This is a genomic window from Rhodococcus sp. Q, from assembly GCF_005503035.1.
Lineage (GTDB): Bacteria > Actinomycetota > Actinomycetes > Mycobacteriales > Mycobacteriaceae > Rhodococcus_G.
Genome location: NZ_SCOY01000022.1, coordinates 1 through 13,021, shown reverse-complemented (window position 1 = coordinate 13,021; position 13,021 = coordinate 1). Strand labels below are relative to the sequence as shown.

The window sequence follows — 13,021 nt, the reverse complement described above, 5'->3', positions numbered from 1 at the left end:
CACCCGTAAGAAAAAGGCAGACAAATGAACACACGTACCAGGACCGCCGGATTCGTCGCAGCCGTTGCCGCAGGCGCGCTGATCGTCGCGGGCTGCAGCAACGACGACAACCAGGGTCATTCGATGGACTCGATGGGCTCGATGTCGATGACCATGTCGGCGCAGCCTTCGGAGAATTCCTCCGACCGGAATGCCGCCGACGTGATGTGGACGCAGATGATGATTCCGCATCACCAGCAAGCGGTGGAGATGGCCGCGCTCGCGCAGGGGCGCACCGACAACGCGGAACTGCTGGAGTTGGCCTCGCAGATCCAGGCCGCCCAGGACCCCGAGATCGAGCAGATGACCGGCTGGCTCACCGCGTGGGGCGAGCCGACGATGATGAACGAGGGCATGGACCACTCGTCGATGGGCACCATGGGTCAGATGGGAGACATGGGCGGCATGATGACCGCCGAGGACATGGCCCGTCTCGAGAACTCCACCGGCGCCGAGTTCGACCGGGCGTGGCTGGAGATGATGATCGCCCACCACCAGGGCGCAATCGACTCCTCGCAGCAGATCCAGGCGAACGGCCGCAGTGAGCAGGTCGACGAACTGGCAGGGAAGATCATCGCCGGCCAGCAGGCCGAGATAGAGCAGATGAAGTCGATGCTCGGGCAGTAGCCGTCAGGTGGCGCGTCCCCAGGCGAGTGCACGAAGGCGAACCCAGTCCAGGGTCACCTTCGGGGGACGCGCCCCCGGCCGGTTCCGCGGCACCCGCACCCGCAGTGCGCCGGGGACGACGACGCAGTGGACCGGCGTCCGGATCATCAGGGACTCCCCGTCGACACCCACCGGGATCTCGTCGACGTCGGCGTCGATCTCGGCGGCGGTGACGGCCAGCTGCGTCAGGCCGCGTTCGTGCGTGCGACCGAACAGGCCGACGGCGTCCCGGGCGCTGCTGACGGACACCGTGACCACGCCGAGCACACCGTCGTCCAGCGCGGTCCGCTGTCCGAGCCCCGCGAGATCGTTCGTCCGGTACGTGCCGTTGCTGACCAGAATCGCCTGGGGGCCGTCGACGGTGACGTTGCCCGCCCGCACCGTCAGCCGGGCGCCGCCACCCTCACCGAGGAGCTCCGGCAGCATCCGCAGCACGGTGCCGCCCTTGTCGTCTCGGTAGGCGGGGCTGCGCACGATCTCCGCGTACACCCCGAACGAGGCGTTGTTCACGAACGCCCGGTCCCCGAGCATGCCGAGGTCGACACGGATCTCGACGCCGTCCCGCAACGCGTCCAGGCAGGCGACGGGGTCGCCGCGGTCGAGGCCGAGGTCGAGTGCGAAGTGGTTGCGGGTGCCCGCACTGACAACGAGGAACGGCAGGTCGTGCTCGGCGGCGACCGCGGCGACGAGGGCCTGCGTGCCGTCGCCGCCCGCAGCGCCGAGCAGGTCGGCGCCTCGGGCGACCGCCTGCCTGGCCAGTTCCGCGACATCGATGATCTCGGGTCCGTCGAGCAGCGCCACCTCTGCGCCGAGTTCCTCGGCCCGTCGGACCAGATCATGCTTGACGACGGTGCCGCCGCCGGAGTGCGGATTCATCACCAGGAAGGGGCGTTTCGGTGGCGGAACCTCGTGTTCCACCACCGAGCGCTCGTGCCCGCCTTCACTGAGCGCGAGGCGACCGCACGCGCCCGCGACGACCACAGCTGCCGCCACGACCAGCACGACCCACAGCAGGTTCTGCTGAACGAACAGGATCAGTACCGCGATCGGCGTCAGCAACGCCACCGCGAGGCAGATCCATCGCGCCACGCCGTGGCCGGTGAGGAACCAGTAGCCGAACGCGACCATGACGGCGACCCCGCCGAACGCCGACGCCAGCAGGGCCAGCGTGCCGAACAGTCCGGCGACGACGATGGGCAGCAGTACCGCGACGATCAGCGCGGCGAAGGCGACCCGCGCCCACCAACGTCGTGCGCGGATCGAACGCTTTCCAGCGGTGGTGGCCATCGGCCGATTCTCCGCCGTGTGTGTCGGCGCTGCACGTCGACACGCATGCCCGACGTTCAGGACGAGACGAGGTGCCCCGTGCGCCGACGCAGGACGGCCCGCTTCGCGACGACCGGAGGCTCGGCGGTCCGTGCCACCGCGACGAGTTCCGCCTCGTCGGTGATCTTCACGCGCACCCGGCCCGACTCCGCGCCCCGGCGACGTTCCTCCGCGTCGATGACCTGCCACCCCGCCCGGTCGATGACCGCGGGCTGCCGCTGTCCGACCAGGTTGCGCAGCGCCGACGCGTCTGCCGTCGGTCGCGCCAGCAGTCCGGCATTGAAGTCGTCGACCAGGTGCCGCACCGTGGCCTGCGCACACGACTTGTTCGTGCCGATGAAGCCGCTGGGACCACGCTTGATCCAGCCGGTGGCGTAGACGCCCGCGGCGACGGCACCTCCCGGCGCCTCGAGGACACGGCCGTCCTCGTTGGGGATGATCCCGCGCGCATCGTCGAACGGCACCCCGTCGATCGGCACCCCGCGATAGCCGATCGAGGTGAGGACCAGACCGGCGTCGATCGTCTCGGTGTCGGCCGTCGCCTTCACCCGAACGGCGCCGTCGTCGCCGACGACGATCTCGTTGCGGGCGAACGTGATTCCCGTGGCGTGATCGTCGCCGACGATCTCCGTGGGTGAGAGCAGGTAGCGGAACACGATGCGGCGCCGTCCCTCGGTGGGCTCGGTGAGCTTCGCGAGGAGCCGCAGCTTCTGCGTCACGGCGTGGTCGAGTTCACCGCGCTCGGCGAGCCCCTCCGAAACCGGATCGAGCCCGGCCTCGTCCGCCGGGACGACAACGTCGACGTCCGGCGCATCGAGCAGGCCCGCGAACTCCGGAACGGTGAACGCCGATTGCGCGAAACCGCGCCGCGCCACGATCACGACCTCCTCGACGCGACTGGCCCGCAGGGCTTCCAGCGCGTACGGCGCGATGTCGGTGCCTGCCAACGTGTCGGGGTCGGCGGTCAGAATGCGAGCGACGTCGAGCGCGACGTTGCCGTTGCCGACGATGACGGCCCGACGATGCGACAGGTCGTAACGGTCGTCCGCGTGATCGGGGTGCCCGTTGTACCAGGCGACGAAGTCGGTGGCCGAGGTACTTCCCGGCAGGTCCTCCCCCGGCACACCGAGGGTGCGGTCACGAGACGCGCCGACCGCGTAGATCACCGCATGGTGGTGTGTCAGCAACTCGTCGTGGGTGATGTGCCGACCGACCTCGACGTTGAGAAAGTACTCGAAACCGGCCTGCTCGGAGATCGTGTCGTACAGCCGGGCCACCTGCTTGGTCTTCTGGTGGTCGGGCGCGACCCCGGCCCGAACGAGCCCGTGCGGCACGGGAAGTCGATCGAACACGTCGACCGCGACGCCGGGCTGGGTGAGCAGTTCGTCGGCCGCGTACATCGCCGCCGGACCCGACCCGACGATGGCCACGCGCAGCGGGCCGCGCTTCGAGTCGACCCGAGGCGCCGCGGTGACCTTCGCGAGCGCGGGACGAGTCGCGCTGCCACCGATGCGGGATCGGTCCTCGTGGGGTTCCTTGTAGTAGTCGGCATTGATCTGCAGGTACTGGACCTGCGGCTCGGTCAGCTTCTTCTGCGGCACGATCGCGTCGACCGGGCAGGCCGACACGCAGGCACCGCAGTCGACGCACGCGACCGGGTCGATGTGCAGCATCTCGGCCGTGAGGAAGTCGGGTTCGTCCGGCGTCGGGTGGATGCAGTTGACCGGGCAGGCGTAGACGCACGAAGCGTCGCTGCAACAGGACTGGGTGACGACGTGGGGCATGGCGAGGTGTTCCGATCTGGTGTGGTCGGGTGCGGCGGGCGGTCAGGCCGCGCGGCGAACCGGTTCGCTGCGGAAGCGCGAGACGTCGCCGTCGATCTTGCAGGCCTTCCACACCCGCTTCGAGAAGCGGTTCATCAACCCTGCGTCCTGCGCGAGCATGCGCACGTCGCCGAAGTAGTTGCGCAGCATCGCCCGGGTCTCGGGGCTGCCCCAGAAGAGTTCCTTCCGCACCGACTTCGGGATGTCGAACCGCTTCCAGAACGACTTCGGCGGCACCACGATCGCGTCGCAGAGGATGCGCATCGTGATCGGCATCGCGATGGAGAGCGCGAAACGTCCGACGCGGGACATCTCCGGTACCCGGCGCTTCAGGTACTGATGGGCGAACGAGATGTGGCGGGCCTCTTCGGCGACGTGAATCGCCATCACGCTCTTCATGATCGGATGCATGTTCCCGCTGCCACGCAGGAACGTCTTCTGGATGTGGTCGATGGGCTCTTCACCGGCGAGGACGCCGACGAAGAACAGTTCGGGCAGAGGTCCCGCGGCGAGCGGGATGAACGGGGACAGGCCCCGGAGCACCGGACCCATTCCGGGGGCGTCGACGCCGATGCGGTTGACCATCTCCTGGAACATCAGGGTGTGGTTGCCCTCTTCGATGCACTCGTGGGTGCAGTACCGGTATTCGGCGGAGCCGTTCGGCAGGGAGAAGACGTACTGGGTCATGCCGCGAATGAGGATGTTCTCGAACTGCAGACCGACCTTCGCGACGTTGGCCTGCCGCCACATCCCGATCTCGATCTTCTTCTCGTCGGGCAGGGCCTGGTACCAGGGGTGCGAGCCGAGAGGATCGTCCTCCGGGTTGAGGATCCAGCGCGGGTCGTTCGGGGTGACCGCGAACTCGGGCGAGTCCCAGGCGATGTCGACGTAGGGGTCGAAGTGCTTGTCCACGGAGGCCTCGGACAGCCGACGCAGGACGTCGTCGTAATCGGCCTGGTCGAGGTCGTTCCGAGTCGTCGACAGTGTCATCGCTACTCCCGTGTGTGGTGCCGAGCAGTGGATGGGCCGGTGGCCCGCAACACGGGTAACTGTAACTGCTAGTTTCATGCAAATCCAGGGGTCGGCCGAAATCCCTGCGACCAGCACCTACGCCGCGCGATCGGCTCGCAGTACGGGAATCATGCAGAGGGCTCCCGCCGCGATCACCGCTGCCGCGAGGCCGAGCGCGGCGGAATAGCCGCCACCGAGCAGGGGCGCGACGGCCAGCGGACCGAGTACCTGCCCGAGTCCGTAGACAGAGGTGAGAATCGCGGCAGCACGCGGTCCGGCCAGTCGCGCACCCTCCCCCAGCGCGAGCATCACGATCGCGATCATGGTGCCGCCGAAGCACAGAGCGGCGACCATCTGGACCGCGCCGTTGCCGATCACCGCGGACACCGCGACCGCCGCGGCCTGCACGACCAGTGCCACGGTCGTCATCGACGCGGGCGAGTACCTGCGCGCCAACCGCATCCACAGCACGCACGACGGCACCACCGCGACACCGACCGCGATCCACACCGCCGACCCGAGCCAGTGCGCCGATCCGGATGCGGCGACCGCGGCGACCAGGAATGTCGCGGACACGATGTATCCCATGCCTTCGCAGAAGTAGGCCGCGGTCAACCACGCGAAGCCGCGCCTCCCGGCCGGGGACGCCGCGGGCCGCGGCGCCGCCGTGTGCTCCACCGTCCTGGGTTCCCCCGGCAGCGTCCAGGCAGCGGTGGCGAGGACAGCCGCGAGGACGGCCGACACCAGCCACGCGACCCGCCAGTCCGCGGTCTCCCCCAACACCAGGACCGCCGCCGCCGACAGCACGATTCCGCCGCCGACACCGCCGAACACCCACCCGACCCCGTCGCCGTCGGCGCGGACCCGTTGGTGCGCGACGCGGGTCGTGAACACGAACACCGCGGCACTCGCCGCGCCCGCCACGAACCGCAGCACCAGCCACGCCGTCACCGACTCGGTGGCCGCCATCACGGCGATCGTGGCGACCAGCGTCACCAGCGAGATCCGAAGCGACAGCACGGACTGCGCGATCCGGTGCACCGCGATGGCGGCGACCGCGCCCGCCAGGTAGCCGAGGTAGTTCGCGGTGGCCAGCGTCGCGGCCGACTCGGGACTCAGGCCCGCCTGGTCGAGCATCAGCGGCAGGATCGGAGTGAAGGCGAACCGACCCAATCCCATCGCCACCGACAGCGCGACGAACGCCCGCGCCACCACGAACCGATCATGTATGCCAGCCTCGACCATCCGTCACACGCTACGACCGGAATGAGTTTCGGCCGACGGCGGTTACAAGTGATCGTGACCACCACCACACCAACACCCGACCTCGGACGATTCGGCGTCTGGCGCCACGCCTACGGCCTGACACCCGAATTCGTGTCAACCCTCGAGAGCTTCGGCTACGGCACCTTCTGGCTCGGCGGATCACCGCCCGCGGATCTGAAGATCCCCGAGCAGGTCCTCGACGCGTCCAGCACACTCGTCGTCGCCACCGGCATCACCAACATCTGGACCGCGCCCGCTGCCGAGGTCGCCGAGTCCTTCCACCGACTCGAGGCCAAGCACCCCGGCCGGTTCCTCCTCGGTATCGGCGTCGGCCACCCGGAGGCGTCGCAGGACGTCTACCGCAAGCCCTACGACGCGGTGGTCGAGTACCTCGACGTCCTCGACGACGCGGGCGTTCCCGCGTCGCGCCGCGTCCTCGCCGCACTCGGCCCCCGCATGCTGCGACTCGCCGCCGACCGCTCGGCGGGCGCACACCCGTACCTGACGACCCCGCAACACACCCGGGAAGCCAGAGAACTCGTCGGACCCGGTGTCCTGCTCGCGCCCGAGCAGAAGTTCGTGCTCGACACCGATCCGGTCGCCGCCCGCGAGATCGGCCGCCCGCCGGTGGCCAATCCGTACCTGAACCTGCGCAACTACGTCAGCAACCTCAAGCGCCTCGGCTTCACCGACGCGGACGTCGCGAACGGCGGCAGCGACGCCGTCATCGACGCCCTCGTCGCGCACGGTGACGCCGTCACCGTCGCCGCCCGAATGCACGACCACCTCGATGCGGGCGCCGACCATGTCTGCGTGCAGTCGCTTCCGCCCACCGGTGACGCGCTCCCTCCGCTCGGCGAACTCGCCACCGCACTGGGCCTGCGCGGGTAACCAGCGCTGATCGACCCGGCCGGACACATTAGGGTTCTGGCATGAATGCTGGAGTGCCGGCCATCGACGCAGTCGGCCTGACGAAACAGTTCGGCACCTCGCATGTGGTCTCGAACCTCAGTTTCCAGGTTCCCGCCGGGTCGATCACCGGGTTCGTCGGCCCGAACGGTGCCGGGAAGACGACGACGCTGCGGATGCTGCTCGGTCTCGTCGCGCCCACCTCTGGCCACGCCACGATCGGCGGCGTCCCGTTCCGAGACCTGCCCCACCCGGCGCGAACAGTCGGTGCGGTACTCGACTCCCTGAGCGTGCACCCCAAGCGCACCGCGCTCGACCACCTCCTCATCTATGCGGCGGCGATCGGCGTCCCCGACGGGCGGGCCCACGAGGTGCTGTCGCTGGTCGGACTCGCCTCCGCCGCACACCAGAAGGTGGCGACGCACTCGCTCGGCATGCGGCAGCGGCTCGCGCTCGCGACGGCGCTGCTCGGCGACCCGCAGATTCTCGTCCTCGACGAACCCGCCAACGGCCTCGACCCCGAGGGGATGGCCTGGCTGCGCGAGTTCATGCGCGCCTTCGCCGCAGCCGGCCGCACCGTGCTGGTGTCGAGCCACCTGCTGCGTGAACTCGAACAGTCGGTGGATCGCCTCGTGATCGTCAACCGCGGTTCGCTCGTCTACCAGGGCGAGATGGAGGAACTGCGGGCACGCCACAGCGCGCGGGTGTTCGTCACCAGCTCCGATCCGTCGGCACTGGCACTCGCGCTCGCCTCGCAGGGCCTCACCGACGCGCAGATGATGCCCGACGGCCGACTGGCGGTCCGGGGAGCGCCGGTCCCCACGATCGCCGCCGTCGCGACCTCGGCGGGGGTGACGATGTTCGGTGCCGACACCGAGAACGTCGACCTCGAACAGGTCTTCCTCGCGATGACGGCGGGACAGTACGCGGCGCAGCCCTTCGCGGCACCCAGCCAGTACCCGCCCGCCACCCATCCCGGAGGTCCTCGATGAGCACCCTGGTCACCTCCGAACTTCGCAAGGTCCTGACGCTGCGCTTCTGGTGGGCGCTCGCGTTGCCACCCCTGTCCATCGCCCTCTTCACGGGGACGATCTACGGCACCGTCGCCGAAGGTCTCGATGCGCTCGACTCGTCGGACCCGGTCGCCGCCGCGACGATCGCCCTGATGATCGCGATGATGGCAACCTCGCTGGCCGCCGCGGTGTTCGGTGCGATCAACGCGGGCACCGAGTTTCGTCACCACACCTTCACCCCCACCTTCCTGACCACCCGCGGACGCGATTCGGTCCTCGCCACGAAGTTCGGCGTGACCGCCCTGTTCGGATTCGGCTACGCCGTCGCGGTCGAAATCGTCACCGTCGCCTGCATGCTCGTCTTCGGTGGCGACAACGTCAGCATCGGTTCGGAGATCCTCGCGCTGCTCCCCGTCGCCGCCGTGGTCACCGCCCTCTGGGCCCTGATCGGGGCTGGCCTGAGCCTGCTGTTCGCGTCGTCCACCGCGGCATCGGTGACACTGCTCGCCTGGTTCCCCGTCGGGGAGCTGATCGCGGGGGCGATCCTGCGCAATGTCGGCGCCGAGGACGCCGTCGGCTGGCTACCGGGGGCACTGACCCTGTCGACACTGACCTTCCCCGCCGGGATCGAGTGGTTGCCGCCGTGGCAGGCAGCACTGGTCGGGCTGGCCGTGTGGACGGCCGCCGCCGTGGGACTGGGTTGGTGGACGACGAGGCGCCGCGACATCACCTGACTCCGTCGGGCCGTGTCCGACACGAGGTTTACGGTGGGAAGCAATGGCTTCCACCACGAATCGCCCCGGCTGGATCCGGCGGCTGGCCGCCGAGTGCTGGCGGCACCGATCACTGACCCTCGGTTCCCTGGCGGTCACCATGGTGGCGGCGGTCATCGACATCGCCTTCCCGCTGCTGACGCGGACGGCCGTCGACGACGCGAGCGCGGGCGTCACCGACGGCATCGCGGCGATCGCGGCCACCATCGCCGCCCTCGGTGTGGTCCGCTTCGTCTGCCAGTTCGGACGGCGAATGCTCGCGGGCAGGCTGTCCCTCGACGTCCAGCACGACCTTCGGCTCGGTTTGCTCGCGTCACTGCAGCGACTCGACGGCGCCGGCCAGGACCAGATCCGCACCGGCCAGGTGGTCTCGCGCTCCATCACCGACCTGCAACTCGTCCAGGGCCTCCTCGCGATGGTGCCGCTGTCGGCGGGGGCACTGCTGCAGTTCGTCCTCACGCTGATCGTGATGGCCTGGCTGTCACCGCTGCTCACCGTCGTCGCGCTCCTCGTCGTGCCTGCCGTGTCGCTGGTGGTGTGGCGGATTCGACCGACCCTGTTCGCCGCGACCTGGTCGTCGCAGCAGCGTGCCGCCGACCTCGCCCAGCACGTCGAGGAGACGGTGACGGGTGTGCGCGTCGTCAAGGGGTTCGGGCAGGAGACCCGCGCCGTCGGCAGGCTCGAGACACTCGGTCGCACCCTGTACGCGGAGCGCATGCGGGCCGCGCGCATCAATGCCCGCTTCACCCCGACGATGGCGGCGCTGCCGCAGTTGGGGCTGGTCGGGGTCATCGCACTCGGCGGGGTACTCGCACTGAACGGCGTCATCACGATCGGCACGTTCCTCGCGTTCGCCACCTACGTCTCGACCATGTCGAGCGTGACGCGGTTGCTGTCGTCGGTCGTGATCACCGCGCAGATGACGAGGGCCGCCGTCGAGCGGGTCCACGAGGTGATCGACACCGAACCCGGTGTCGCGGATCCACCGCACCCGACACCGCTGCCGGACGGACCGCTCGGTGTCCGGATGCGCGGGGTCACCTTCGGATTCGACGCGGACCGCCGCGTACTGGACGGGTTCGACCTCGACATCGCACCCGGCGAAACCCTCGCGGTCGTCGGCCGGGCCGGATCCGGCAAGACCACGCTGTCGCTGCTGCTGCCGCGGTTCTACGCACCGAGCGCGGGCAGCGTCGCGCTCACCGTCGGCGGTCGCGCCCACGACCTCGCGACGCTGAGTGCCGATCAGCTGCGCGAGGCCGTCGGGCTCGTGTTCGACGAGCCGTTCCTGTTCTCCGACACCGTCTCCGCGAACATCGCGCTCGGCAGGCCCGACGCGAGCGCCGAGGAGATCCGGGCCGCGGCACGGATGGCCCAGGCCGACGAGTTCATCGCGGGCCTCTCCGACGGCTACGACACGGTTGTCGGCGAACGCGGCCTGACACTCTCGGGTGGGCAGCGGCAACGTGTCGCACTGGCCCGGGCGCTGCTCGTCGATCCGCGCCTGCTGATCCTCGACGACGCGACATCCGCGGTCGATGCCGCCACCGAGGCCGCGATCTTCGACGCTCTTCGGGACCGCCGTGACCGCACCACCCTGATCCTGGCGCACCGGCGTTCGACGCTCTCGCTCGCCGACCGGGTCGCGGTCCTCGACGGGGGCCGCGTCATCGACACCGGCACCGTCGCGGAACTCGACGACCGCTGTTCCCTCTTCCGGGAACTGCTCGCCGACCCCGAGGTCGATGCCGATCCCGAGCCCGTGCGCGTCTCGATGCCCGCGGCGGAACCGGACCCGTCGCGACTGTGGCCGGACACCGTCCCCGGCTTCGCGTTCGACGCCGTCGTCACCGATGCGGTGCCGAACCGGAGTCTCACCGCGGGGGTCGGCCGCGGCGGCGGACCCGGAGGCCGCGGTGGACCGACGACGATGGGAGACGTCGCCGCCACCCCGGAACTGCGCGCCGCCGTCGCCGAGCTACCTCCCGCCACGGAACAGCCGGACCTCGACGAGGCCGAATTGCGTCGCCCTCACACGGAATTCAGGCTGACGTCGATCCTGCGACCTGTGCGCTGGATCCTCGTCGCGGTCATGGCGTGCCTGGCCGTCGACTCTCTGATCGGCATCGCGTTCCCGTCGATCGTCCGCTTCGCGATCGACCACGGCGTCACCCCCGATGATCCCGCCGCACTCTGGTCGGCGACGGCGGCCGGAGTCGGCCTGGTCGCGGTCGGCTGGGCGGTCGTCGCGGTCATGACCGTGATCACCGCACGCGCCGGCGAGAAGGTGCTCTACGGACTGCGCGTGCGCAGCTACGCGCACCTGCAACGGCTCGGGCTCGACTACTACGAGCGCGAACTGTCCGGCCGGATCATGACACGCATGACGACGGACGTCGACGCGCTGTCGACGTTCCTGCAAACCGGCCTGTCGACCGCCGTCGTCAGTGTGTTGACCGTGGTCGGGATCTCGGTGGCGCTACTGCTGACGGACGCGGCGCTCGCGCTTGTCGCACTCGCGGCCGTGCCACCGCTCGCGGTGGCGACGCTGGTGTTCCGGAGGGTGTCGTCGACCGCGTACACCGTGTCGCGGGAGAGGATCTCGGTGGTCAACGCCGACTTCCAGGAGAACGTCACCGGACTTCGGGCGGCCCAGGCCTACCGCCGGGAGGACTTCGCGGCGAGGCGGTTCGCGGAACGCGCGGACGACTACCGGCGGGCCAGGATGCGCTCCCAGACCGCCATCTCCCTGTACTTCCCGCTCATCACGCTGCTGTCCGATCTTGCCCTCGCGGCGGTCGTGTACGTCGGTGCGACGCAGATCGCGGGCGGTCACACCACCGCCGGAGTCCTGGTTGCGTTCGTGCTGTACCTGGGGTTGCTGTTCGGCCCGATCCAGCAGCTCTCCCAGGTGTTCGACGGGTACCAGCAGGCCCGCGTCGGGTTGCGGCGGATCGGCGATCTGCTGCGCACCCCCAGCTCGATCGAGACCGCCGCAACCGCCGACGCGACAGCGATCGACGGCCATCTGGTGGGAACGGTCGATTTCGACACTGTGACGTTTCGGTATCAAGGTGCTGACACCGATGCATTGGACGCAGTGAGGTTGCGAATCGAGCCGGGCACCACCGTCGCCCTGGTCGGACGCACCGGCGCGGGCAAGTCCACCGTCGTCAAACTCCTCGCCCGCTTCTACGACCCCACCGCGGGCGAAGTCCGGGTCGACGGCGTCGACCTGCGGCGTTACCCCCTTCACGAGTACCGCGGCCGACTCGGGGTGGTTCCGCAGGAAGCACACCTGTTCTCGGGGGACGTCGCCTCGAACATCGCGTACGGCCGGCCGGACGCCACCCGCGACGACATCACCGCCGCCGCCCGCGCCGTCGGCGCCCTCGACACCATCGCAGCGCTGCCAGGCGGAATGCTCACGCCGATCGGCGAGCGCGGGCAGGGGCTGTCCGCGGGGCAACGGCAGCTCGTCGCGCTCGCCCGCGCCGAACTCGTCGACCCCGACCTGCTGCTTCTCGACGAGGCGACCGCGACCCTCGATCCCGCCACCGAACGCACCGTGCTGGACGCCGGGAGCAGGCTGACCCGCAGACGTACCGCGGTGGTGGTGGCGCACCGTCTCGCCACCGCGGCACGCGCGGACATCGTCGTGGTGGTCGACCACGGACGCATCGTCGAGATCGGGTCACACTCGGAGCTGCGTCACGCCGGCGGACCGTACGAGGACCTGTGGCAGGCGACGCTCCACCGCGTCGGGAATAAACGTGCCGCCGAAGCTGTCCTCGATTAGGAGAGCTGAATGTGCCCCCAGTGACGCAGCTCACTCGTATCGCGCCCGGTGCGCAGGCGTCACGCCGGGGGACTAGCCTCGAAGTACATGCGCCGTTCGGGGACAAGAGAGAAACGAGGCGAACACCTGCCGTGAGCAGCAGTTCTACGTCACAATTCGGACAGAACCAGTGGCTTGTCGACGAGATGTACCAGCGCTTCCAGGATGATCCCTCATCCGTGGACGCGAGCTGGCACGAGTTCCTCACCGACTACAAGCCGGAAGCGCCGGCCGCGAACGGGCAGATCCCCGTGACCGCCGCCGCGACCACCACCACCAACGGATCCGCCACCAACGGTGCTGCCACCGCGCCGGCGCCGGCCGCCGCCCCGCCGGTCGCCACGCCCGCTGCGACTC

General features: G+C 69.5%; 10 protein-coding genes. 6 read left to right on the top strand and 4 right to left on the bottom strand.

Features of this window, described 5'->3' with window-relative positions:
* The first annotated feature begins 24 nt into the window (after positions 1–24).
* Complete coding sequence (locus FFS72_RS18650; RefSeq protein WP_137875325.1) at positions 25–666, top strand: DUF305 domain-containing protein; 642 nt, start codon at positions 25–27, stop codon at positions 664–666.
* Positions 667–669: 3 nt separating this feature from the next.
* Here the strand turns inward: FFS72_RS18650 and FFS72_RS18645 are convergent, their stop codons facing one another.
* The 4 genes from FFS72_RS18645 to FFS72_RS18630 form a co-directional block, all read right to left on the bottom strand.
* Positions 670–1,992 (bottom strand): diacylglycerol/lipid kinase family protein, encoded by a 1,323-nt coding sequence (locus tag FFS72_RS18645; RefSeq protein WP_137875324.1) that lies wholly within the window; start codon positions 1,990–1,992, stop codon positions 670–672.
* Between the two features lie 56 nt (positions 1,993–2,048).
* A complete protein-coding gene (locus tag FFS72_RS18640) occupies positions 2,049–3,815 on the bottom strand; it encodes an FAD-dependent oxidoreductase (protein ID WP_137875323.1) in 1,767 nt (588 codons plus the stop codon).
* 42 nt (positions 3,816–3,857) lie between these two features.
* Positions 3,858–4,844 carry an AurF N-oxygenase family protein gene (locus tag FFS72_RS18635; protein WP_137875322.1) on the bottom strand — a complete coding sequence of 329 codons (987 nt, stop codon included), beginning with the start codon at positions 4,842–4,844 and terminating at the stop codon, positions 3,858–3,860.
* 117 nt (positions 4,845–4,961) lie between these two features.
* Entirely contained in the window at positions 4,962–6,110 is a 1,149-nt protein-coding gene (locus FFS72_RS18630; protein ID WP_137875321.1) for a YbfB/YjiJ family MFS transporter, read from the bottom strand.
* Between the two features lie 21 nt (positions 6,111–6,131).
* Between FFS72_RS18630 and FFS72_RS18625 the strand changes: the two genes are divergently transcribed.
* From FFS72_RS18625 to FFS72_RS18605, 5 genes are all read left to right on the top strand, one after another.
* Complete coding sequence (locus FFS72_RS18625; RefSeq protein WP_137875320.1) at positions 6,132–7,022, top strand: LLM class F420-dependent oxidoreductase; 891 nt, start codon at positions 6,132–6,134, stop codon at positions 7,020–7,022.
* A 41-nt stretch (positions 7,023–7,063) separates the two neighbouring features.
* A complete protein-coding gene (locus FFS72_RS18620) occupies positions 7,064–8,032 on the top strand; it encodes an ABC transporter ATP-binding protein (RefSeq protein ID WP_137875319.1) in 969 nt (322 codons plus the stop codon).
* Positions 8,029–8,787 carry an ABC transporter permease gene (locus tag FFS72_RS18615; RefSeq protein ID WP_137875318.1) on the top strand — a complete coding sequence of 253 codons (759 nt, stop codon included), beginning with the start codon at positions 8,029–8,031 and terminating at the stop codon, positions 8,785–8,787. Before FFS72_RS18620 ends, FFS72_RS18615 begins: the two co-directional genes overlap by 4 nt.
* A gap of 43 nt (positions 8,788–8,830) precedes the next feature.
* Complete coding sequence (locus tag FFS72_RS18610) at positions 8,831–12,625, top strand: ABC transporter ATP-binding protein (RefSeq protein ID WP_137875317.1); 3,795 nt, start codon at positions 8,831–8,833, stop codon at positions 12,623–12,625.
* Between the two features lie 131 nt (positions 12,626–12,756).
* The coding region (locus tag FFS72_RS18605) for a 2-oxoglutarate dehydrogenase E1 subunit family protein (protein WP_137875316.1) at positions 12,757–13,021 on the top strand (265 nt) is incomplete at its 3' end.